The sequence below is a fragment of the Spirosoma aerophilum genome (genome assembly GCF_054782495.1).
This window is the reverse complement of sequence record NZ_BAAGSJ010000017.1, coordinates 129,199-152,444: the sequence shown is the minus strand read 5'-3', so window position 1 is coordinate 152,444 and position 23,246 is coordinate 129,199. Positions and strand designations below refer to the sequence as shown.

At 51.7% G+C, this 23,246-nt stretch carries 20 protein-coding genes; 10 read left to right on the top strand and 10 right to left on the bottom strand.

What is annotated here, in order from left to right:
* Positions 1–45: 45 nt before the first annotated feature.
* Genes ACYVK4_RS22915 through ACYVK4_RS22900 form a run of 4 tightly spaced genes read right to left on the bottom strand, consistent with a single transcriptional unit; the run spans position 46 to position 4,347 of the window.
* Positions 46–1,113 carry a glycosyltransferase family 2 protein gene (locus tag ACYVK4_RS22915; RefSeq protein ID WP_461129894.1) on the bottom strand — a complete coding sequence of 356 codons (1,068 nt, stop codon included), beginning with the start codon at positions 1,111–1,113 and terminating at the stop codon, positions 46–48.
* 2 nt (positions 1,114–1,115) lie between these two features.
* Complete coding sequence (locus tag ACYVK4_RS22910; RefSeq protein WP_461129893.1) at positions 1,116–1,520, bottom strand: DUF2304 domain-containing protein; 405 nt, start codon at positions 1,518–1,520, stop codon at positions 1,116–1,118.
* 3 nt (positions 1,521–1,523) lie between these two features.
* Complete coding sequence (locus ACYVK4_RS22905; protein ID WP_461129892.1) at positions 1,524–2,276, bottom strand: glycosyltransferase family 2 protein; 753 nt, start codon at positions 2,274–2,276, stop codon at positions 1,524–1,526.
* Entirely contained in the window at positions 2,269–4,347 is a 2,079-nt protein-coding gene (locus tag ACYVK4_RS22900) for a DUF7657 domain-containing protein (RefSeq protein ID WP_461129891.1), read from the bottom strand. The genes ACYVK4_RS22905 and ACYVK4_RS22900 overlap by 8 nt, the downstream gene beginning before the upstream one ends.
* 126 nt (positions 4,348–4,473) lie before the next feature.
* Between ACYVK4_RS22900 and ACYVK4_RS22895 the strand changes: the two genes are divergently transcribed.
* From ACYVK4_RS22895 to ACYVK4_RS22885, 3 genes are all read left to right on the top strand, one after another.
* Positions 4,474–5,475 carry a lysylphosphatidylglycerol synthase transmembrane domain-containing protein gene (locus ACYVK4_RS22895; protein ID WP_461129890.1) on the top strand — a complete coding sequence of 334 codons (1,002 nt, stop codon included), beginning with the start codon at positions 4,474–4,476 and terminating at the stop codon, positions 5,473–5,475.
* A gap of 214 nt (positions 5,476–5,689) precedes the next feature.
* A complete protein-coding gene (locus ACYVK4_RS22890) occupies positions 5,690–7,285 on the top strand; it encodes a M28 family peptidase (protein ID WP_461129889.1) in 1,596 nt (531 codons plus the stop codon).
* Positions 7,286–7,553: 268 nt separating this feature from the next.
* Entirely contained in the window at positions 7,554–7,991 is a 438-nt protein-coding gene (locus ACYVK4_RS22885) for a hypothetical protein (protein ID WP_461129888.1), read from the top strand.
* A 111-nt stretch (positions 7,992–8,102) separates the two neighbouring features.
* On the opposite strand, the gene ACYVK4_RS22880 is transcribed toward ACYVK4_RS22885, so the two are convergent.
* Positions 8,103–9,734 (bottom strand): amidohydrolase family protein, encoded by a 1,632-nt coding sequence (locus tag ACYVK4_RS22880; RefSeq protein WP_461129887.1) that lies wholly within the window; start codon positions 9,732–9,734, stop codon positions 8,103–8,105.
* Between the two features lie 87 nt (positions 9,735–9,821).
* Between ACYVK4_RS22880 and ACYVK4_RS22875 the strand changes: the two genes are divergently transcribed.
* The 3 genes from ACYVK4_RS22875 to ACYVK4_RS22865 all read left to right on the top strand — a co-directional run bounded on the left by ACYVK4_RS22875 (position 9,822) and on the right by ACYVK4_RS22865 (position 14,335).
* Positions 9,822–10,775 carry a hypothetical protein gene (locus tag ACYVK4_RS22875; RefSeq protein WP_461129886.1) on the top strand — a complete coding sequence of 318 codons (954 nt, stop codon included), beginning with the start codon at positions 9,822–9,824 and terminating at the stop codon, positions 10,773–10,775.
* A 104-nt stretch (positions 10,776–10,879) separates the two neighbouring features.
* On the top strand, positions 10,880–11,614 hold the full coding sequence (locus tag ACYVK4_RS22870) for a hypothetical protein (protein ID WP_461130358.1): 735 nt from the start codon (positions 10,880–10,882) through the stop codon (positions 11,612–11,614).
* Positions 11,615–11,845: 231 nt separating this feature from the next.
* A complete protein-coding gene (locus ACYVK4_RS22865; RefSeq protein WP_461129885.1) occupies positions 11,846–14,335 on the top strand; it encodes a TonB-dependent receptor domain-containing protein in 2,490 nt (829 codons plus the stop codon).
* Between the two features lie 21 nt (positions 14,336–14,356).
* On the opposite strand, the gene ACYVK4_RS22860 is transcribed toward ACYVK4_RS22865, so the two are convergent.
* The 5 genes from ACYVK4_RS22860 to ACYVK4_RS22840 form a co-directional block, all read right to left on the bottom strand.
* Positions 14,357–15,211 (bottom strand): metallophosphoesterase family protein, encoded by an 855-nt coding sequence (locus tag ACYVK4_RS22860; RefSeq protein ID WP_461129884.1) that lies wholly within the window; start codon positions 15,209–15,211, stop codon positions 14,357–14,359.
* 152 nt (positions 15,212–15,363) lie between these two features.
* Complete coding sequence (locus tag ACYVK4_RS22855; protein WP_461129883.1) at positions 15,364–16,020, bottom strand: hypothetical protein; 657 nt, start codon at positions 16,018–16,020, stop codon at positions 15,364–15,366.
* 4 nt (positions 16,021–16,024) lie between these two features.
* Positions 16,025–17,293 (bottom strand): glycerophosphodiester phosphodiesterase, encoded by a 1,269-nt coding sequence (locus ACYVK4_RS22850; RefSeq protein ID WP_461129882.1) that lies wholly within the window; start codon positions 17,291–17,293, stop codon positions 16,025–16,027.
* Positions 17,290–17,982, bottom strand: coding sequence for a hypothetical protein (locus tag ACYVK4_RS22845; protein WP_461129881.1), 693 nt, complete (start codon positions 17,980–17,982; stop codon positions 17,290–17,292). Before ACYVK4_RS22845 ends, ACYVK4_RS22850 begins: the two co-directional genes overlap by 4 nt.
* 254 nt (positions 17,983–18,236) lie before the next feature.
* Positions 18,237–18,686 (bottom strand): group I intron-associated PD-(D/E)XK endonuclease, encoded by a 450-nt coding sequence (locus tag ACYVK4_RS22840; RefSeq protein WP_461129880.1) that lies wholly within the window; start codon positions 18,684–18,686, stop codon positions 18,237–18,239.
* A gap of 591 nt (positions 18,687–19,277) precedes the next feature.
* Here ACYVK4_RS22840 and era point away from each other — a divergent pair.
* The 4 genes from era to ACYVK4_RS22820 all read left to right on the top strand — a co-directional run bounded on the left by era (position 19,278) and on the right by ACYVK4_RS22820 (position 23,235).
* A complete protein-coding gene (gene era, locus ACYVK4_RS22835; RefSeq protein ID WP_461129879.1) occupies positions 19,278–20,198 on the top strand; it encodes a GTPase Era in 921 nt (306 codons plus the stop codon).
* 197 nt (positions 20,199–20,395) lie between these two features.
* The gene (gene der / locus ACYVK4_RS22830) at positions 20,396–21,703 is read left to right on the top strand and encodes a ribosome biogenesis GTPase Der (protein WP_461129878.1); all 1,308 of its coding nucleotides are present in this window, start codon (positions 20,396–20,398) and stop codon (positions 21,701–21,703) included.
* Between the two features lie 101 nt (positions 21,704–21,804).
* On the top strand, positions 21,805–22,716 hold the full coding sequence (locus ACYVK4_RS22825; protein ID WP_461129877.1) for a DMT family transporter: 912 nt from the start codon (positions 21,805–21,807) through the stop codon (positions 22,714–22,716).
* A gap of 210 nt (positions 22,717–22,926) precedes the next feature.
* A complete protein-coding gene (locus ACYVK4_RS22820) occupies positions 22,927–23,235 on the top strand; it encodes an ArsR/SmtB family transcription factor (RefSeq protein ID WP_461129876.1) in 309 nt (102 codons plus the stop codon).
* The last annotated feature ends 11 nt before the right edge of the window (positions 23,236–23,246 follow it).

Sequence of the window (23,246 nt, the reverse complement as noted above, 5' to 3'; positions counted from 1 at the left end):
TGGGTGATAACTGCGTATAAGCTAGATTTTAAGCTAATCAACCCATTATTCAATTGATGACAAATCAACACCTTTCTGTGACAACGACCTCGGGCGCAGGAGTGAATAGACAGGCCGTATAATGGCATCACAAATGCGCCCCAGCGGGCCGCCAATCAACTGGTCGAAGGGAAGCGAAACGAGGCTTCCGGTCATCAACTGCGCATCGGTTATGGCTCGGGTAGTTTGAATGGTCTGGTGCCGCTGCCGAATGCGGGCGCGATGACGCCACAGGTACGCGTACGTCTGGAAACGCACCCGCAGGTAACGCCAGCCGCGCAGGGCAAACGCCCACATGAACAGCTCCGTCAGTAGCAGGGCAGGCAGCAACTGAATCCCCGTTTTTCGGGATAAAACTTCCCAGATTGTTAGTAGCCGGTTGCGTTCCAGATAGTAGAACTTCGTGGGCGACATGCCCAGTTTATAATAGTGGGTAAGCACGGCCGCCGGTTCGCACAGAAGCTCGAAACCCGCCAGCTTTGCCCGCATGGACAGCTGGGTGTCCTCAAAATACATAAAATACGTTTCGTCGAACGAGCCAATCGTTTGCAGCACCGCCCGGGGAGCCAGCAAAGCCGCCCCCGATAACAACGGCACAGATTGTAACTGCGTAAAGGCCGACGACGGCTGATTCAATCCCCGGCAGGTGGTGAGGCCGGTATAATGCATTTCGTTGCCGCAGGCATTAATCGTCCCGTCGGGATTGAGCAGCTTCGGCGTAATCAGGGCCTGGGGATGCTGACGCGCGGTGGTCATCAACCGAGCCAGAAAATCGGGCGCCAGCTTCGTATCCGGGTTTAAAAACAGAACCCACTGGCCTTTGGCCTGGGTCAGCCCCAGGTTATTCCCCCCCGCGTAACCCGAATTAGCCGGATTTTTGATGAACAGTATCGACGGATGCGCCTGAGCAAGCCACTCCGCTACCCCATCTTTCCCGTGGTTATCGACAATAATTACGTCAAACGATAGTACTGCCGACTGGCTGTATATCGTTGGCAAACAACGCTGTAAATCTGTCAGGCTGTTGTACGAAACAAGGATGATGCTAAGTTCGGGGGGTAGGTTAATCGGCACGACTACGATGCGGTGACAGGTTCGGCCTCGTCAACCGGGGTCTTCTGCGCATTTTCCCGCAGGTTTTTCACTTCCTTTTTCAGATAGGCCATTTCCTGCGACAGGTCTTTGATCTGGTTCTGCAACCTGGAGTTCACAACCGACAAGTGCACGAGGAAGACGATAATGGCAAAAATTGCGGCCAGGAAGATCAGCGAAGGCGGATAATAAACGCCGAGTAAAAGCGATATTTTTTCCAGTCCCTTGCGCCAGATCGAAAAAAAGATCAGGATAACCGTACAGATGATCCAGACAATGGAGTACTCTTCGCGCAGCCGCCCCCGAACGATCAGCCGGAAGATCATGACCATGAAGAGAGTTGCGCCCAGAAGGCTAATCAGCTGAATAGTAACCGATAGTGATTCCATGGGTTAAGCTATGTTTGGAATTTTCTTCCGATGAAGGCGGGCAAACACAAACAAACTGCCCAGCGTAACTTTAAGCATGTAATAGATGGCCTGCCCGTTGTTGATCGACGAAACACCACCCTGTCGCTCACGCATCTGCACCGGAACCTCCAGCATGGTCAGGTTCGACAGCCCGAACTGAACAATTGCTTCCGGCTCAGGGTACTCATCCGGATAGTAGCGATTCACAACCGCCAGTGTCCGGCGGTTGAACGCCCGGAAGCCGGATGTACTGTCGTGAATCGTTTGCCCAACCAGCGCCTGATTCAGCCACCGAAAATAGCTGATGCCTAACCGGCGCATGGCTGACGACTGGAATCCCTCTTTAGTCAGAAACCGGGAGCCAATCACCACATCGGCCCGATTGTCGATAATCGGCTGTAAAATCGTCATGAGCTCTCCGGCGGGGTGTTGTCCATCGCCATCCATCTGAACCGCTATGTCATACCCATTCCGCCAGGCATACTTGTAACCCGTTTGCATGGCCCCGCCAATACCCAGGTTGACCGGCAAATCCAGGTACAGACAATCCAGCGTTTGCAGAACGCCCAGCGTGTTATCTGTCGAGCAGTCGTTTATCGCCAGAATATCCAGCGAAAGACCGTACATGGCTTTGACCCGATTGATATCGGCGACAACCCCTCGAATAGCGGCCTCCTCATTGAAGCAGGGCACGATAATGAGGATTCTGGGCGATTGACTCGATGGCCTAATCATTCATCTGATAGATATGAATTCCTCCCAATACAGATATTTCTTTCATGCACCGGATTTCGACGGGCTGCGGCTGCTTATCGAAAATCACGTATTTCACATTCAGCGTCTTGAAGCGGGGCGAACAGGGGTCCATCGCCACCAGATAGCCATCTTCGAAATTATTGAATATGATCACCGAATCAGGTTTTTTCGGATCGATGAACGAGTTATACACCGTGTGCGCGTAACGGTTGTAGGCCGAATCGCGCTTCATTTGCGGATCGAGTACTTTCAGGATTTTGCGTTCCGGAACGTATTTTACACCACTCAACAATTTAACCCCCGTAGCGGTTACGAGGTACGAAATGTACTGGCTGCCATTGACCACCCAGCGGGCATTCGGGTCGCGCTGGTGAATATCCTGCACGGTTCGGTACAGGGCATGTTCGGTAATGGGCGACAACCCCTTGGCCACGGGATTCACCCGCAGGTTAGGCATCAGAAACAGCGTCATCCCCGCACAGAAAATGCCGATGCGGTAATTGGGTTGCCAGGTGGGTAGCAGCAGAATTCCCATTCCGACAAAGAACAGCATGGGAATGAACACGTTCGACCACTTGAAAAACCCTTCGGAGTCGCCGATGTTTAGCAGGGCCGCGTAAATCATGAATCCCACAACGCCTGCAAAACCCAGTCCGGCATATAGCGGTTTCGATTTAACGCTGGAGGTGCTCAGGAAGTATAAATAAACAATGGCCAGCAGCACATTGGCGATGCCAAACGGAATCTGCGTCCGGCGCGTTGGGCTCATGCTCCATAAGCTTGCCTTGGCCAGCCATTCCGGGAAACCGATTTCAATCCAGATGTAGCCGATGATGACGAACACACTCAGCAAAACCAGCACCCAGTCGATCCGGCGTGTTTGCCAGAAGGAGACGATCATGGCCGGAATAATAATGGGGGTAAACGTAATAAAGTGCGATAATTCGCAGTGATTGAGCCATTTGGCCGGAAACTGCCGGTCATTCATCTGCCAGGAGAAATACTCCGAGAACCAGTTGCCAATGAAGCCCGTACCGCCCAGTTCACTGCGTTTGCCGGGGTAAACGGTATTCATAACGGCATCGAGTGTTGGCTTAATGTCGGTATAAAAGGTCATGAATGCCAGTGCGGCCAGTGCCAGCGTCAGCGCCCCGGCACCCGCTTTAACTGGCCAGGCGGCAAATAGTCGTTGGGTATCCCAGTTATTGAGCACATAGCCAATGAGCAGGAACAGCAACACGTAGCTTAGCGGCACCTGATAAGGCGGATACAGAATGAGGGCGTACACCATCATCAGCCAGGCCAGCGCAATGGCACTCACCAGAATCGTTTTCCAATTGCTGCTGTATATCAGATAAACGATGGCGACGAACATAAAGCCCACGGCGCCAATCATAACGGCGGGTCCGTATACCCACGACTGCGTACCGGATGAGAGCAACAGCCAGACACCCCCCAGGATCGACAGCCAGAAGTTGTTGCGGGTAAGCAGCAAAAACATAAATGATGCTCCAATCAAGGCAAAAACAATAAAGAAGCTGTATGTCCAGGCGTAGGCCCGTTCGGAGTCCAGAAAGAAAAACCCCCAGTTCTGCGGCTTAAAAAGCTGACTGAAATGTTTGGCAGGTGCCACCAGTACGGGCGCTTTTTCGCCCCCGATGGTTTCGTTCTGATCCGGCAATCCGTTGTTCACCTGCGACAACAGCCAGGGGGTACTCACGGCGTAGTCGTCCATCCGGATTTGGCGTGGCTCGCCCGAAATAAGGCCCCGCCGGGCTGAACCACCATCGGGCAGCAGCTGATTCCAGATAGCCAGCGACACCGGGTGTATTTTGGATACAGTTAGCAGGACAAACAGAATAGCACAGACTCGCAGAAACCATTTCACCCGTTTATCGAAGCGAATTAACTGGAACGAGGGTTCAATCAGGGGTATATCAACAGGTTTGGGAGGGTCCGTTACGGGTGTTTTCGTTGGGATCGAGCCCACGGTCTTGACAGCCGGGTTAGCTCCAGCAACGGTAGGGCGGCCTTTTTGTTTCTTCGACATGAGGCTTGTTATGAACGAATTCTGAGTTAGGGTTAGCAGTACGGTTACATCTAATCAAACTTACTAATACCGTGCCAGTTTGCCAACCTCCAGCGTTTTCTTTCCAAAAATACCTAATTTGCCCGCATGAATAAGGCTTTCCTACAACGGATAGTACCCGTCTTGCTGGCGGCTTTTCTGCTCTGGTACGTTGTCAAAGATGTTCCTTTGAAGGAGATAGGCCATCAATTTCGCTTGGCTAATTACGGCTGGCTATCGCTGGTGGGACTTCTTACCGGCCTTTTTTATGTGCTTCGGGCTGCCCGCTGGCAATTGACCCTACAGGCCATTGGTTATAATCCTTCCCTGTTTCGGGCCACGGTGGCGCTGCTGGCCGGGTCGCTGGCGAGTATGATCGTGCCGGGAGCAGGTGAACTAACCCGTTGTGGCTCACTTCAGCGGACCGATGGTGTACCCGTTTCGCAGGGTATTGGCTCAGTCGTAGCCGAGCGGATCATCGATTTACTGATGCTGGTTGTTGTTCTACTGCTCACAGTTGCCCTGGAATTTAGCCGGACAAAAACCTACCTGGGGAACCTGACACTGGCGTTGCCAGGAAACCAGCTGCTGGTGGCAGGCGCGATACTGGCGGTTGTTGGGCTGGTGCTTCTCTGGCAGATTTTGAAAAGTAACAGACTGCGGACCAACCCGGTTATGGTAAAAATGAAGGGCATAATACACGGCTTTGGTGAGGGGCTCATGTCGATTCGGCAGCTTCCCAATCCGGGCTTATTTATTATACTCACCCTGCTGATTCAGGGTTTTGCCTGGCTCTCCACCTACTTACTGTTGCTTTCTACGGACAGTACACGTCACCTTCCCCCAACGGCTGCATTAACGGTATTGGCAGTGGCCTCGCTGGGGGGACTGGCTGTACCTACACAGGGCGGCATTGGGACATATCATTTTTTTGTTAGCCGGGCGCTGGTATTGTACGGGTTAAGTACGGCGCAGGGGGTGGCTATTACGACGTTCATGCATGCCATTGGCTTCGGCCTCAACCTCGTCATGAGCAGCGTAAGTTTTCTGATCGTTCCGTTACTCGTTCAGCATCGGAAACAAAGCGAATCCATGGAAGAACAGGTCTGATATTCCCCAGCGATCAAAGGGAGCCGTTGTACGGTTACGGAATGGACTTTAGTTATGCTCGTCAGACGAATGAAATTTACAAAAAAGCTCATTCTGATCGTTTACTAAACAGCAAGGAGAAGCCCAGGCGTAAGATCACGCCCGGAAACCCCACTTTTATTTATCGTTGACCCCTTCGTATATTGTCGATTAGATTCTCAAACAAATCTGTTACATGACATTTCAACAACTAATGCTGTCGGCAGGGCTGATTTCCCTGCCTTTTGTGAGTAGTGCACAGGAAAAATTTGCCAATACCATCACCGCCACCGACCTCGAAAAACACCTCCGCGTTTTGGCTGCCGATGACATGGAAGGCCGTGAAACCGGAACCCGCGGACAACGCAAAGCCGCCGAATACATTGCCACTCAATTTGCCGCTGAGGGGCTAAAGCCCATCGTCAAGGCCGACGATGGCAAACTGGTTTATCAGCAACCCTACACGCTTTACAAAAAAAACTGGGGTGATTTCTACGTCAGTGCGGGCGGCAAACGCTTCGAACCGTCCAAAGACTTTATGCCGAATGGCCTATTGTACCTGCCCACCGAAACAGCGTATGAAACGGTCTTTGCCGGCTACGGCATCAGCGACGCCAATTACGATGACTATGCCGGGCGCGACCTGAAAGGCAAAGCGCTCGTCATTCTGGATGACGAGCCCAAGACCGCCGATGGCAAAAAACTGGTTAGTGGCACCGCCGAAGCGTCCAAATGGGGTGGTCCGAACGGCTGGCGGGCCAAAAGCCTGTTGGCGAAGGAGAAAGGCGTGGCTCAATTGTTTATCGTTTCGGCCGAATCAGCCGAAGCGTTCAAGCAGTTGCTCACCCAGCGCAGTGCCATGCAGGCCCGTTTTAACCGGCTCAGCCTGAAAGCCGGTGCCGAGAACGTAGGATCGATGGGTGTTTTCCTGGTCACCGCCGACATGGCCGCCAGTCTGCTGAGTACATCCCCCGCTACGTTGACGCAAACGATAACTCAGGTAGCTCAATCGACCAAGCCTGCTCCCTCGACTTTAGCAGGAAAAGTAGCCGTGAAAGCTGATCGGGTCGATGAAAAAACGGAATCGTCGAACGTACTAGGCTTTATTGAAGGAACCGACAAAAAAGATGAAGTGCTTGTTGTATCGTCGCACTACGACCACATTGGCATCAGCGCCGATGGCCAAATCAACAACGGCGCTAACGACGACGGCTCAGGCACGGTATCCGTACTGGAAATTGCGCAGGCGTTTGCCAAAGCGAAAGCCGCTGGCAAAGGCCCCCGCCGGTCTATTCTCTTCCTGACTGTGTCGGGCGAAGAAAAAGGGTTGCTCGGCTCGCAGTACTACGCCGACATGAACCCGGTTATCCCGCTGGAGAAAACTGTGGCCGACCTGAATATCGACATGGTGGGCCGGGTCGATGACCTGCATCTGGGCAAATCCGACAACTATATCTATGTGATCGGCTCAGATAAGCTTTCTTCGGAGCTGCACAAGATCAGCGAGGAGACCAACAAGAAGCACATTAACATGGAGCTGGACTATAAGTACAATGACCCGCAGGATTCCCAGCGCATCTATTACCGCTCGGATCACTACAACTTCGCCAAGCACCAGATCCCCATTATTTTCTACTTCAACGGGCTGCACCCGGACTATCACAAGCCAACGGACGACATCGAGAAAATCGACTTCAAACTGGCCGAAAAGTCTGCCCGGCTGGTTTTCTACACCGCCTGGGAAATCGCCAACCGCGACCAGCGTTTAGTGGTCGATAGTAATAAGCAGTAGGGAGTAAGGGTAGTATTAGGAGTTAGGAGCGAGAAGTGAGGAGGTCTGACGCGCATGCTGTATCGCTGGATGGCTTTTCACTCCTGACTCCCGGTTCAGTAAAAAGGGGTGCCACAGTCAAAACCGTGGCACCCCTTTTTATTGGTTACGGTACAGGTTGTGGGTGACGAAAAGAAACCCCCGAAAAAAATAAACTACAAATATAGTTTATCATTTAAATTTGAGTTAGCTTGCTTCTGAAGATTCAATAACCTTAAACTTAACAACTATGAAAAGGCTTGACATCAGGGCAAAAAAATCGTTGTTTTCACTAGTGGGTCTGCTTCTAATGGCGCTCTTATTGATTCCCTATCAGGAAGCATCCAGCGGGGATCGGACAGATGTGCTGAAAACGTTGGGGGGCAAAGTTGAAATCAAACTCGAACCCCACGGCAGCGTTAGAGCAAAGGTATTCGACGGTCAGCGACTGCAATATGAATTCATTCTGGATCGGGAATCCCAGCAGAATTTGTTGACGCAAAGCATTAGCAAAGCGAACATCTATCTGGTTGGTAAAGGTGGAGAGGAGTTGGTCATCGACGACTTGACCACCAAAAAACGGTACATTCTATCGATTTTCAAAAAGACCGGCAACATCAAAAACATACCTCCCGCTCAAACACAACCGATTATCGTAAAAGGGTATTCAACATCCCTGATGGAATAGACTTTTACACGTATACAGGCCAAAAGTGGCTTGTCCTCATCACTTCCATTTTTACTGGATAAGATTGAGAACAAGCCACTTTTGGCCTGTTTTCTGATTATTACGCGGTTTTTAATTCTTCGCGCCACCCGACACTTTTCCCGCTTTAGCCGGTACACCGGGCTGGGTGATCTCAAAGTTTTCTTTCTGCTTGGCATCGGCAACCAGTTTCCGAACGTCGGCCAGCAGTTTTTTAGCGTCGTAGACCACGCCATCTTTCACGGTGTAGGTAACGCCCCCCACGCGCTCTACTTCGTTTTTGTCGTTCAGGTGAATAGCGCCGGTGCCGTAAAGCACTTTAAGATTGGCCAGCGGATTCTGGTCGACAATCACGAAATCGGCGAGCTTACCGACTTCAACAGAGCCAATCTGATTAGCCATACCGAGGGCTTCAGCACCTTTCAGCGTGGCGGCCCGGATCACTTCGAGCGGATGGAAACCGGCTTCGCGCAGGAGTTCAAGCTCGCGGATGTAGGCAAACCCGTACAATTGATAGATGAAGCCCGAATCGGAACCGGCGGTCACGCGCCCACCCCGGTTTTTGTACTCATTGATGAACGCCATCCAGAGCTGATAATTCTTTTTCCAGGCTACTTCCTGCTCCGTTCCCCACGAATGCCAGTACGACCCGTGCGAAATTCGGCTCGGGCCGTAAAAACGCCACAAACTCGGCAGGGTATAATCATCATGCCACTCGGCGCGACGAGCCAGCATCAGTTCCCGATTGGCTTCGTAGATATTGAAGGTCGGGTCGAGGGTGAAATCCAGTGCAATGAGTTCGTCCATCACTTTGTTCCAGCGTTCGGTACCGAGTTTAGCAGCCTGTTGCCACAGGTTGCCGGCTTCTTCAAAGCGGTTTTGCTCGTTGCTGTAATTATAGTCGGCGGGGTAATTCTGAACGGTCTTATCGTCGAACAGGGCTTCGGGCAGTCCGTACCAGTGTTCGAGCGATGTTAAGCCTGCTTTAGCCGTAGCCAGACCGTTCATTCGGGCCACTTCCAGCTGGGCGTGGTGACAAGCTGACCGAAGGCCAAGTTTCTTATTTTCTTCCAGCGCGGCCCGGAAAATATTGGGTTCGGCACCGAAAAACTTAATACCGTCGGCTCCTTTTTTAGCATTCTGCTGCACCCAGGCGCGGGCCTGCTCTACGGTGCTGATGGGTTCTTTGGCGCCCTGACCAAACACAGTATAGGCTTTAATGCGGGGTGCCGTAATTTCATTCCGGTCGCTTTTGGCCCGATGTTCCAGCACCCAGTCGAGGCCGTTGCCGCACGACGGGTCGCGGATGGTGGTGATGCCATGACCGAGCCAGAGTTTAAACACATATTCGGCGCTGGCCCCCTGCGCCTGTCCGCCAATGTGGCCGTGCATATCCACAAAGCCGGGCATCAGGTACATGCCTTCGCAGTTCAGCTCCTTATCGCCGGGAGCGGCTTGCGGACGGCCTTTTGGGTCGATTGGCACGCCGGGATAGCCTACCTGACGGATCTGGGTGATGCGGTTTTTCTCAACCACAATGTCCATAGGGCCAACGGGCGGGGCACCTGTGCTGTTGACCAGCGTGACACCCCGGATGATGAGTTTGCCGAAGGGGCCATCGCCTTCGTGCCGCGCGGGGGCTTTCTCGACCTGCGCCGATAGGGAGTGTAAAATGAGGAACGTAAAATGAAGAATACAGGTCAGGCGAGCGAGAGGTTGTATCATAGTCCGGAAAATCGTTTCAGTAAAGAGTTGTAAGATAAGCGAAACGGACAGACTTTTGCAACGCAGTTCGCCCCCGACTGCCTCACTATGAAACAGTTCGTTACAAAAAACTTCCTGCTGATTATCCTGATTCTGGCCGTTGGGTTTGCGTTTGCCATGCAGGTAACCATTTTCCAGAAACCCGCCACCACCCCGCCACCCACGCTACCCGCCGTGCTGCCTGCCGGATTTGCGGCCTACTGGCAGCCGGGCAAAGCAGAGCAGAACACCTACCAGCTCGAACAGGCGCTGGACGGTGCCCTTCAGCCAGGCGAAGCGACATTGACGTTTGCCGCCGTCGATTTCCGGACCGATACGCAGGTTCAATCAACAACCGAGGCCAATCGCGACAAAACGATTCCCGTGCTGGAAACGAACTTCGTCAAAACATTTGGAACAGGTCTCTCCGGGCATTCGCTGTCGACATCGACGTTTACGCCCATCAACAGTCCCCTTTTCCTGAACACACTGAAAGTCAGCATGTCGGGGCGGGATGGCTTCGGGCGCAGTTATCTTCAGGTCAACTTCCGAACCAATACGTATCAGGTCATGGGCAAGTCATATGCTGAACAGGAGACCGACGAAGCGTATACGATACCAAAAGCCATGCTGGAAGATGAGCTCTGGAACCGCATTCGGCTCGACCCGGACAAACTTCCCACCGGCGATCTGCAACTCATTCCCGCTACCATGACCGCCCGGCTGCGGCATAAGAGACTGGAACCGCTGGCGGCCAAAGCAAAGGTAGAACCCTACGAGGGGGTGCTCTTTCCGGGTAAATTTCTAAAGTCCTACACCATCGAATACCCAACCGATGACCGGGCCGTTCACATTATTTTCGAGAATCAGTTCCCCTATAAAATTGTGGGTTGGGAGGAGACCTATCCCACAAAAGACAACCTTCTGACCACCAGAGCCGTTTTAAAGAAGACAACACAAACTGACTACCGGAGCCGCCATACCCCTGTCGATAGCGTGTCCGGTCAGGCGTTAACCCATTAAAAACTATGCCATTCTCTGTTAATCAACATAGATTCCCCCAGACTTCCGACAAGACAAAAAACCGGCTCCCGACGGTACTGAGCCTCCTTTTTGTATCGCTGAGTATGCTGCTTTTTTCGGCCTGTTCGTCGTCTCCCGACAAGCCAACTCCCACCGACGAGCCCGTTTATACCCTAATCTTTATTGACAAAACGCGTAGCGTCAACGTCAACAAAGCCTTTGTTAACCAGAAATACCAGCAGGCGATCAACGACATTATCGAACAGAATATCCGGCACAAGGGCGATAAACTGGATGTCTATTTCATTCATGAAAACACCTCAAAAGCCCGTGCTATGAACGTTACCGTTCGGTCGGAGATGGAGGATGTATCGGCGGCCAGCCAAACCGACCGGGAAGCCGCCGAGACGGAGTTCAATCTGCTGCTCACCCGCGAGAAAGCGCAGATCCGGCAGCGGGTGCTGCAACAACTAATAGCCCAGAATTCGAGCCAGTCGAATCAGGAGACTGATATTTGGGCCAGTTTGCAGGTGATCGCCAAAGCCAACGAGTCGGGAGCAGTTGTAAAAGTGTACTACCTCAGCGACATGATCGAGAGCGTAAAAGGTGCCTCCCGGCGTGATTTTCAGGTGAAGCCCCCTAAAGACAACGCCCAGGCCGACGATTGGGCCAAAGCCGACGCCGAACAGTTGAAACGCTATACCATCGGCAGCCCCGACATTACGATGATACTTCCCTTCGAACCCAACGCATCGGTCCGGGAAAATAACCCCGCCGTAACCCAGTACTGGCAAACACTGTTTTCAGAGCTGGGGGCCGGCGCAGTTGAAGAGCAGTAGATTATCTTCATTCATCAGTCAAGGGAATTTTAACAATAGCCGACCGTCTCCGTACTTAAGCCGAATTAGCTTAGGTACGGAGACTTTTTTTAGGGAAAGGGATGCCCTAACCAGCAGCTATCTGTCGGTTTAAGAGAAATATACTCAGTTGTTTTTATTTATTCTAAATAATACTGATCTATAAGTAAGTACTATTACCTTTGCATTGTTTCGAATCAATCTAAACAAGCAATGCACTTCATCGTATATATACTCAGTAGCGTCCTTATCTTTTGTACGGCGTCCTTTGCTGGTTTACCCTCAATTCCACCTATCCCTCGGGCTGATTCGCAACCGGGGGGTACGCTGAGCGGTACTGTACTGGACCGGGAAGGTCTGCCCGCAGAAGGCCTGACGGTTCGGCTTAAAGGCACCATTCGGGGGTCGATTACGAATGCGCAGGGACATTTTTCGTTTCAGAATTTGCCCGAGGGGACTTATACCATTCTGATTTCGGGGGTAGGCGTTGACCCCCGCGAACAAACCCTCAGTGTACGTCGGCGTGAAACCACTATGGCTCAGCTCACCATCAGCGAAAGCCTTCAGCAACTGGCCGAAATAAAGATTGTAGCCGCCAGAGGCCTTCGCGAGCGCGAAACCCTGCCGGACGTGACCGCTACCGCCATTTTTGCCGGTAAAAAAACCGAAGTGATCAACTTGAGCGCCCTGGATGCCAACCTGGTTACGAACAACACCCGCCAGATCTTCAGCAAGACACCGGGGGTTACCGTGTGGGAAAATGATGGGTCGGGTGTGCAGGTAGGTGTAGCCGTGCGCGGTCTTAGCCCAAACCGCTCCTGGGAATTCAACGTTCGGCAAAACGGCGTAGACATTAGCTCCGACCCGTTTGGCTATCCCGAAGCATATTACAACCCACCCATTGAAGCCGTCGACCGGATCGAGCTGGTACGCGGGGGCGCGTCGTTGCCGTATGGTCCGCAGTTTGGCGGTCTGCTGAATTATGTACTTAAACCAGCGGCTCAGGATAAGCCTTTTAGTCTGGAAACCCAGCAAACGGCTGGTAGCTACGGTCTGTTCTCGACCTATAACCGCATCAGCGGCACCACCGGGCGGTTTCAGTACAACGCCTATGTTCATTACCGGCAAGCCGATGGCTGGCGCGAAAACAGCCGCTACGGTATCTTTAACGGCTATGCGTCCTTATCGTATGCCGTTACCAACCGGCTGCGCCTGACCGCCGAGCTGACCCGGATGTATAACGAGAGCCAGCAGCCGGGTGGCCTTACCGACAGCCAGTTTCAGCAGAACGCCCGCCAGAGCAGCCGCAGTCGCAACTGGTTTAGCACCCCCTGGACCGTACCAACCCTGAAGGCTGAATATGCTTTCAGCGACCAGACTCGATTGACCGCCACCGTGCATGGCCTGCTGGCGCAGCGCAACAGCATTGGCTTCACCTCCGCCATAATAACGCCCGACCTGATCAGTGCCACCGGGCAGTATGTTAACCGCCAGATCGACCGCGATACCTATAAAAACTGGGGCACTGAACTTCGACTCCTGACCGGATACCGGCTATTCGGTCGCCAGCACACGCTCTCGACCGGCATCAAGTATTTTGACGGACATACAAAACGGCAGCAGCAGGGCCGGGGCGACACCGGAACCGACTTCAACCTGAACCTTCAAACCGACCGGTTTCCCCGCGAGCTGCACCTGTCGGTGACCAACGTGGCCCTGTTTGCCGAGAATCTTTTCCGCATCACCAGCCGATGGACCGTTACGCCCGGTTTGCGGGTCGAATCGCTCCGGAACGATATTGCCGGGCGGTTTAGCCTCAATACCGACGGTACCGAAAACCGAGTCTCCCAGCAAAGCACCCGGCAGTTTGTACTGGCCGGTATCGGTACAGCGTATAAGCTACCGGGCAACCTCAGCCTGTATGGCAATATCTCCCAGGCCTACCGGCCGGTGCTGTTCTCCGATCTGACGCCAGCCGCCGTTACGGATTTTGTGGTTGACGAAAACCTCCGCGATGCCCGAGGGTATTCGGTGGATGCCGGTTTGCGCGGCTCGGTTCAGAAATACCTGAACTTCGATATCGGCTATTTCTACCTGAACTACAACGACAGCATCGGTACGCTTACCTTGCTGAATGCGGCTAATCGACCCTATCAGTTCCGTACCAATCTGGGTCGCAGTGTGAGCCAGGGCGTCGAAGCGTATGTAGAGTTCGATCCGGTGGTGGCTTTCGCGGGCCGCTCGAAGGTAGGGTATCTGAGTTTGTTTGCCTCCGTTGGGTATACCGATGCCCGCTACCGTTCCCTGCGTACCAGCACCGTTTCTAACGGGCAGGTGACAGAAACAAACCTGAGCGATCGTAAAGTCGAGAACGCGCCCGCCTTTACGGGGCGGTTTGGTGCCAACTACACGTACCGGACCCTGACCATAACAGCCCTGCTCAACCGAGTGGGCATGGCCTACAGCGATGCCAACAATACCGAGACAGCCAGCGCTAACGCACAAACAGGCGTAATTCCGGCCTATCAGGTTGTCGATTTGTCGGCATCGCTCACCCTGAAAAACCGCTATACGGTTCGTACCGGTGTCAACAACCTGACCGATGAGCGGTATTTCACCCGGCGGGCAGGCGGTTACCCGGGGCCAGGTATTCTACCGGCCGATGGTCGGACGGGCTATCTGGCGGTAGGCTTTCGGCTGTAAGACTATGTCGTATTGTACGGGTTATATGCTGAAATGGTAGCCTACCGAAAACCCCGAGAAATCGTTCTTCAGGCAATACGACGTCAGGGAAAGACCATCGCCTTCGCGCGTCACCGATAGGTAATGGAACAGCGGTTTATAGTCTGTGGCCAGATCGGGCAACCGGCTTGGCGATACGTTGAGGGGTTGTTTTAACCCGCCACCACCGCCAATAACCAGAAATGTTTTCCCGTCGAACTCGTACCGTTCAAAAGCGTGCGAATGTCCCGTAATGAACAGGCGACCCTTCTCAGACCGCGTGTAGGCCGGAACAAATCGTTGCTGGACCAGTTTGGACGAACCCACCAGTTTGCTGTTTGAATAAGGCGCGTGGTGGCAGGTAACAATTACGACCTTCACCTCTGGGTCTTCGTCCAGTTCCTTCAGCGTTTGCTCATACCACGTCTGTTGCTTCACCAGATCGGCAACGGAAAGAATACTAAAATTGGAATTAAGCATTACGACTGCAATGCCATCCGTCATTTTCACATAACCGGTTGGAATGTGTTCAGGAAACCGCTTCTGGAAGTTTTTAGCGCCTTTTTTGGGGCGCCCCATCACGTCATGATTGCCCATGATGGCATACACAGCCATTCCCACAGCCGTACAGTTAGCCAGGAACTGGTCAATAATCCGCCATTTATTGGTTCGGTAGCCCAGTGAAACAATATCGCCCAGCCAGTACAAGACGGCGGGTTTTAACCGGATGATTTCGTTAAAAATAGTGGTCGTCGCTTTTGTATTCTGATGCGTCCGCAAAACCAGCCGCTCAACCCACATTGGTGCCTGGGTATCGCTCAAAAACAGGATTTCGCGTTTAGGCTCTTCTTGATTCATAACGTAATAATTTACACATACCGCTTTCAGAGTCTATTGACTGCCCGATGATCCAACACCCTATCTCAGAGATATAACGTTGGATCATCGGGCAGTCAGTTTACTACTTACTAACGTACAACTCGACAACTTACTGCCGTTAACGTTCGATTTTACCAGGAGAACGCACGCCAGACAAGTTGAAGTTCGGCCGTGAAGGCAGCATTTTTAACCGCCACCGCATCGAACCACTTTAATTCGCCCGCCACCCGAAAACGACGGCCAATGGGGTACGTATACGAAGTGGCCACCATCCAGCCGGGGCTGTTGGTAAAGGCGGTTGTGGTACTGCCATAATCCAGATGCGAGTAATTTATATACACCCCCGACCCGGCGCTTACCGACATTCGTCGCAGCAGACTCCGGTCGGTACCCCGCAGCCAGGCCAGCGGCATGGAAAAGACCAGCAGCACCGGAATGGCTGATACATACATACGGGCCGACTCGCCCGTTACCTGACCCTGGTAGCGGTACATAGTCGTCCAGCCCGACTCCAGCCCAATCCGCAACCGATGGTCGGGGTACCACATGACCCGGAAGGACGCCGGTGTACCGAACCGAAGAAGCCGGGCATCTTCCAGACCGGGGGGGATGCCCAGGTGAGCGGCATAATAAGACAAGCCGCCACCGGCTGTAACGACGATCGTGTACGGACCGCGTTTCGTATGGGCATCCGTTGAGTCAGCATTGGGAATGAGCTGGCCACTGGCCGCAACACTCAGCAGACACAGGCTTACCAGCCAGGTTATCGTTCGTAAATTGAGTGGCATATGACTATTGCTGTTCAACATAGTGATAGTACGCAACGACGGGCGAGTAGTTAGACAGAATACCGTCGAAATTATTCTGCTGGATAAACTCGCGGATAAACTCCGGCTCATCGAGCGTCCAGACGTATACGGTCAGCCCGGCGGCTTTCATGGCCAGCACTTCTTCCGTTTGTGGCCCGAGTGTCCAGCGGGGTGCCCAGATACGTGCGCCCAAATTTCGCGTAGTGGTTGTATCCAGCTCGCATAGAATGGGGGTATTGGCTTTATCGGCTAAAGCCTGATACGAATCGACCGCCTGCGTACTGGGCAAGCCAATAACGATACGAAGGTCTCGCCGGGCCAGAAGCGCCTTCTGCCGAAATTTCTGCTGAATCTGCTGAACCTTGTCCATGGGGCCAATGTATTTGGTATCGAGCCACACAAAATTCAGCGATGTGTTCGTCAGTACGGTTTCCAGAGCCTCTTCGAGCGTTGGAATCTTTTCGCCATTGATCAGCCGCACCAGTGTTCTGAGCTGCTGGTAGGTATACGACTCCACCGGGCCGGTCATCCCGTTTTTCTGAATAAGCCGCAGGTTCAATGTGTTGTCGTGGTATAAGATTGGAACGCCGTCTTTCGTGTAGCGCACGTCGATCTCGATACCGGTAGCCCCCAGACGCGACGCCAGTTTGATGATTTCGATGGAATTTTCCGAAGCTGGCAGCAGATCCGATGTACGACCGCCACTGCGGTGCGCCATGATGGAAAAAGGCTTTTGATTTAGTGTGCGCCGATACGTTAGCGTCAATGGCCGGTTTGGCTCGGCCGTCTTGTCGCCGTAAAAACCGGTCAGAACGAGGGTATCGGCATCTCCCAAACTACCCGTAAACGGCTGTAGTTTTCCATTACGTTTGGCTTTCACAGTCAGGCGAACCAGGCCCGTATTGGTGTTGACCAGCTTACGCCAATACCCTTTCACAGCCAGGCTGTCTGATTTCTGATCGCCTTCCAGATTAAAAAAGCCTGCATCGACGCCCGAAAAAATGGATAAATAGTGCGTTGTATCAGAACCCTCCAGCGTATACGTCCACTTTAAGGCCACCTGATCGCCGAACTGCTCAGCGCCATCGCTCACGGCATATACCCCTTCTATGGCCTTTCGCACAGCGGGCACAAATTTCCCTGCGCCCGGAGTTCCCGAAAAATCATAAGGAACGGGCGCTTCGTAGTCCTTCCGGCAGCTGTTAAAGCCTATGAGAACTACCCCCAGCAGTAAAAGATTGGTCAGTTTCACAGTATAAAGCCGAAAATAAGTTGAGGATAAAACAGGTTTCTGTCGAACGTGTCGTAGAGCGACCAGAGCTGCCAGTTGAAATTGGAATAGGCCCCCCGGATACCCACCGACACGTGCCGTTTGTTGTAGAATGGCTGCTCAAGCATAAACGTAAAGGCAACCCCGTTCACTTGTCTACGGTTATATTCAACGGCCAGCGGTCCCACCTGCGACTTGTAGTACAGATCGATGATGGCTTCAGATTTAACCGTCAGCAGCAGGTCGCGCGTGAGTCGATAACCAACCGAAACGTTCGGAAAGGTCTGTATGCCGTAGGCCTGGCTATTAAATACATCCTTTATTTTCAGCGCCCCAAACCAGCCGTTCACATCATACCCGGCCCCTACCGACAGTCGGTTAGTAACGGGGGTGGCCCAGCGCAGGCCAAGTCCGAGGTTACTTTGCAGAAACTGGGTTTGAATACGCCCCTGCCAATAGAACCGCCTTCCGATAGCGTGCTGAATGTTAAAATCAACGGCAGGTACACTGATCTGAATCTCTTCCGTGATTTCGGGGGGCGTCGTCGTGAATATCACGCCGATCGATCGTCGCCATTTCCCAGCAGGTGGTGCCTGCGGGAAATAAATGCTGGGCTGGGTGGGCCAGGGGTCGGGCGTTTGGGCCATGGCGGCCGACGCTATAAGCAGCATGATACAGCTCCCCCGAATTCGTTGAGTAAATTTTCTGGCGATGGTGGTCACGTGACAGTGTACAGTAAAAGTCAGATGAAGTAAACTGCGTGACCAGTGAATATGTTATAACCTGTTAAGAATATACGTTACCACAGCCCAGGAAGCCCCGGTTGGATCAACCACTCCAGACAACAAGAAAGGGATTTTGCCGCATTAGGCAGCGCTAAGGATGATGTATGACCTGACTGGTGGCCAGCAAGAGTGGGTTTATTCTAAGCAGTAACTGTTCTCCCCGATGAGGCTGTCCGCAAAAGTTGCCAGGCTTCCCGAAAGAAAGCAGATTTTGGTTTTCGCTGCCTTTTATCGGTTTCTACCAGATGAATTTCAGATGCATACCCGATAAAATCAGCAATAGGCATTACGTAAAAGATGTGTGGCGTGTCAAGATAGATAATCGCGAAGTCGAAGTCGGTCAGGCAATAGTTTTCCCGTACCATCAACCGTCGATTAGTTTTAGTGCGTCGATTATCAACAACATAGTTTCCTCGGCTGTCATCGAACCAGGCACTTTTTACCTGGATTTTCAATAAACGCCCATCTATATCAAACACCAAATCATAAGGCAGCCTGTCGCCAACGGGTTTACAGACACCCCAACCTAAACGCAGAGCCTGTAAAATAACAGCTTGCTCAGCAATATCCCCTTTTTGCTTCGTTATCATAGACGAAAACTAATAAAAAAGGGTAAAACGCAAAAAAGCCACTGAAATTCAGTGGCTTTTGAGTAGTAGCGGGAGCTGGACTCGAACCAGCGACCTTTGGGTTATGCTTACTACTACAACTTTCGTTGCTCCTGCGTTGGCAGAATTTGTAGTCTGGACTGTCTCTTCGCCCTCGCCATCATGCGTTAGGGTGCTTACCATTCAGTCTCTACACCTTCCCGAAGTTTCCTTCAGGCTTGGCTCGGGATTACCGCACTACCGGCTTCCCCGAATTTGGCAAGTTAACATACCGGCGTTTCCCCCGGTACCGCCCATCAAGTCAATCATTTGAATCTTTCAATTCGCTAACCAGAAACGTGCTTTCTGATTAAACTAATGTTGACATTGCCATTACCGTCTTACCGGTAAACTTGAGCCCAACGAGCTACCAACTGCTCCATCCCGCGATGTTTGGACTGCAAAAGTACGACGACTTTCTAGAAATACAACTATCTTTGTAAAAAAAAGTTTTCTCCGCTTTAGAAACGTTTTCCGGCGAGAGAGAGTTGTTGTCTAAAGCCGCTGGTAATCAGCCAGCGGGATCACCTACGAATGAATACGGAAACTATAGAAAATTTCCCGGCCGATCATAAGGCTGGGTTCGTCAGTATCGTTGGTAAGCCAAACGTCGGCAAATCCACCCTGATGAATCAACTCGTCGGCGAGCGGTTATCCATTATCACCGCTAAAGCGCAGACCACCCGCCACCGCATTATGGGTATCCTCAACGGAACCCACGATGGCAAAGAATTCCAACTCGTTTACTCCGACACCCCCGGTATTATCAAGCCGCTCTACAAGCTTCATGAGTCCATGATGAGCTTCGTACGTGGTTCTATTGAAGATGCCGATGTGGTGCTGTTCGTGACCGATATTTTCGAGCAACACGACGAAAACGACGTCATTGAGCGGCTGCAAAAATCGGAAGTACCGGTGCTACTGCTGATCAATAAAATTGACCAGGCATCGCAGGACCAGGTAAACGAAAAAATCACGTACTGGGAAGAACGGTTTAAGGCTACGGAAATAATCCCTATTTCGGCGCTTAATGACTTTAATGTCGACCGGGTTTTTGAAGGCATCATCAGCCGACTACCGCAGCACCCGCCTTATTTTCCGAAAGATGAACTGACCGATAAACCCGAACGGTTCTTCGCGTCGGAAATTATTCGGGAGAAGATCTTTCTGAATTATAAGAAAGAGGTTCCTTACAGCAGCGAAGTGGTGGTTACCGGTTTCAAAGAGAAGGACGACATCATCGTTATTCAGGCTGAAATTCTGGTAGAACGGGCTACCCAGCGGGCCATCCTGCTCGGTGAAGGCGGCAAGATGATCAAGAAAACGGGCATCATGGCCCGCGAAGAACTCGAACGCTTTTTCGGCAAAAAGGTGTACCTGGAACAGTTCGTTAAAGTAGAACCCGACTGGCGGCAGAAAGAGCGCATGCTCAAGCGGCTGGGATATGATGAATAGTATGTAGGAGTTAGGAGCGAGAAGTGAGGAGCCATCCGGCAGCACAGCGCCTGTCAGTCCTCCTCCCTTCCCACTCCCAACTCCTAGCTCCTTAAAAAAGCAAACGTTAGGAGCGAAAAGTAAGGAATTGCCCATCGGCACAGCTTGCGCCAGCCCTCCTCACTCCTCGCTCCCAACTCCTCACTCCTTCAAAAAAAATGGCAAACATAGTTGCAATCGTTGGCCGCCCAAATGTGGGCAAGTCCACGCTGTTTAACCGGTTGACGGAACAGCGGCAGGCCATCATGGATAACCAGAGTGGTGTTACACGCGACCGGCATTACGGCACGGCCGAGTGGAACGACAAATATTTTACCGTCATTGACACAGGCGGCTATGTGGTCGGCTCCGAAGATATCTTCGAAGAATCCATCCGCGAGCAGGTCGAAATGGCCATTCAGGAGTCGAGTGTATTGCTCTTCGTAGTGGATACACAGACGGGTATTACCGGCCTGGACGAAGATTTTGCCGACGTATTACGCCGGTCAAAAAAGCCGGTCTATGTGGTGGCCAACAAGGCTGAAACCGCCGAACGCGCTCATAGTGCTGCCGAGTTTTACGGCCTGGGCCTCGGTGATCCCTACCCTATTTCGTCGCAAACCGGTACCGGTACGGGCGATTTGCTGGACGAGGTCGTCAAGCATTTTCAGACCCCGGGCGTTGAAGACCCCGATGCGGGCATTCCCCGGATTGCTATTTTAGGCCGCCCCAACGTGGGCAAGTCGTCGTTCCTGAATGTGCTTACCGGTCAGGAACGCAGTATTGTAACCGATATTGCGGGTACCACACGCGATGCCATCAATACCCGTTACAAAGCCTATGGCAAAGACTTTATCCTGACGGATACGGCTGGTATCCGGCGTAAAGCCAGAGTAGACTCTAACATCGAATTTTACTCGATCCTGCGGTCTATCAAGGCAATGGAGGATTCCGATGTATGTATCATTCTACTCGATGCTACCCGTGGTTTGGAAGCTCAGGACCTGAACATTATTGGTCAGGCCGTGAAGGCCAAGAAGGGCGTGGTCATCATGGTCAACAAATGGGATGCCGTCGAAAAAGATCACCGCACAGCCGATGTGCTGCGCAAGGAGATGATTCAGCGCATGATGCCCATTGACTATGTACCCATCATTTTCGCGTCGGTTCACGAAAAGCAACGCATTTACCAGGTAATGGAAAAAGCGATGGAGGTGTATGAAAACAAGACGAAGAAGATAGCCACCTCGAAATTGAATGAGGCAATGCAGGCCGAAATTGAGAAGTTTCCGCCCCCATCCATGAAGGGAAAGTTCGTGAAGATCAAGTACATGGTGCAGGTACCAACGCCCTCACCTACTTTCATCTTTTTCTGTAACTTACCCCAATATGTACAGGAATCTTATCAGCGCTTTTTGGAAAACAGACTCCGCGAGCACTTCGACTTCACGGGCGTACCGATTACGGTATTTTTCAGACAGAAGTAAGCGGTAGGCACATACACTGATTCGGGTCAGAAATTTGGCAGCAGGCTCAAACCATGCTGATACAAATTTCTGGCCTTTTTTGTTTCTTTGCCGAATTGCCCATGGTTTTAAACTCTTCGCGCTCCCGTTATTGGCTTGGGGCTTTTCTGGTCTTTCTAGCCGCCTTTTGCTTTGCCAGCAAAGGCATTTTAATTAAACTCGCGTATCAATACCCCATTGATGCCATCTCACTCCTTACGTTGAGGATGCTTTTTGCCCTGCCATTTTATGCTATCATCTCCATTCATCTGGCCCGCAAATCCCCCCACGTCCAGCTAACAGTGCGGCAATGGGTCACATTGGGCATGCTTGGCATAACGGGTTATTATTTTGCCAGCTATTTCAACTTTCTGGGGCTGGTGTATATCACAGCCAGTCTGGAACGTATTCTGCTATTTGTTTATCCAACGTTTGTCCTGCTCATGAATGCCGTTGGTTTTGGCAGACGGGTAACCCGGCTACAACTTTTGGCACTCTTCCTGACATACGCCGGAATATTGCTGGCATTTTGGGGAAATGTCGAAAGTTCGGTTCAGAAAGATGTTGTAAAGGGTGCCTTCTGGGTCATTTTAAGCGGACTCGTTTACGCCATTTATCTGGTTGGCAGCGATCGAATCATTGCCCGAACCGGGTCGCAGCGATTTACCTGCTACGCCATGATGGCTGCAACGGTTCCTACTGTTTTGCACTGCGTCCTGCAAAATGGACTGCATCTGGGGAGTTACCCTGCCCCTATTTATGTGCTGGGCCTTAGTATGGGCATCTTTGTTACGGTTATTCCCACATTTATGATTGCCGAAGGCATAAAACGTATCGGTTCGGGGAATGCATCGATCATCGCCAGCGTCGGCCCCATCTTCACAATTATCTTATCAACGACCATTTTGCACGAAACGATCAGCGTCGCGCAAACAATCGGGACGCTTCTTGTGTTAGCGGGCGTTTTCTTGATCGGCTGGCGTGGAAAATCATAGATCGGCAGACTTATCTGCCTGAGTATAAACACTTAAACAACAAACTTAGTACTTACCAAAAAGTTACCGATTGGATACATAAATGTATTATCATCATACAATAGGATTTAAAAAACAACCATTAAATAAATTACTTCTCAAATTCAGCATGTTAGTTACTAATATGCCTTATCTTTCATTCACTATACCTTTTGATAAACGACGTTACTTATGGCAACTGACAAACTAGTTGACGACGAAAAGCGCATTGACAAGGCTGCATATGTACTCAAAGCCGTAGCTCATCCTTTACGCATTCGAATCATTCAAATGCTAAATGACAACAAAGAGCTAAACGTGTCAGCGATTTACAAAAACCTGAATGCTGAACAGTCACTTATTTCCCATCACCTGATCAATATGCGTGACAAGGGAATACTTGATATTCGGCGGAGTGGAAAGAACATTTATTATTTCTTGGTCGACAGTGCTGTTGCTGAGGTTATTGAGTGCATTTACAAAAGTAAGATCCTTAATTAACCCACTCAACT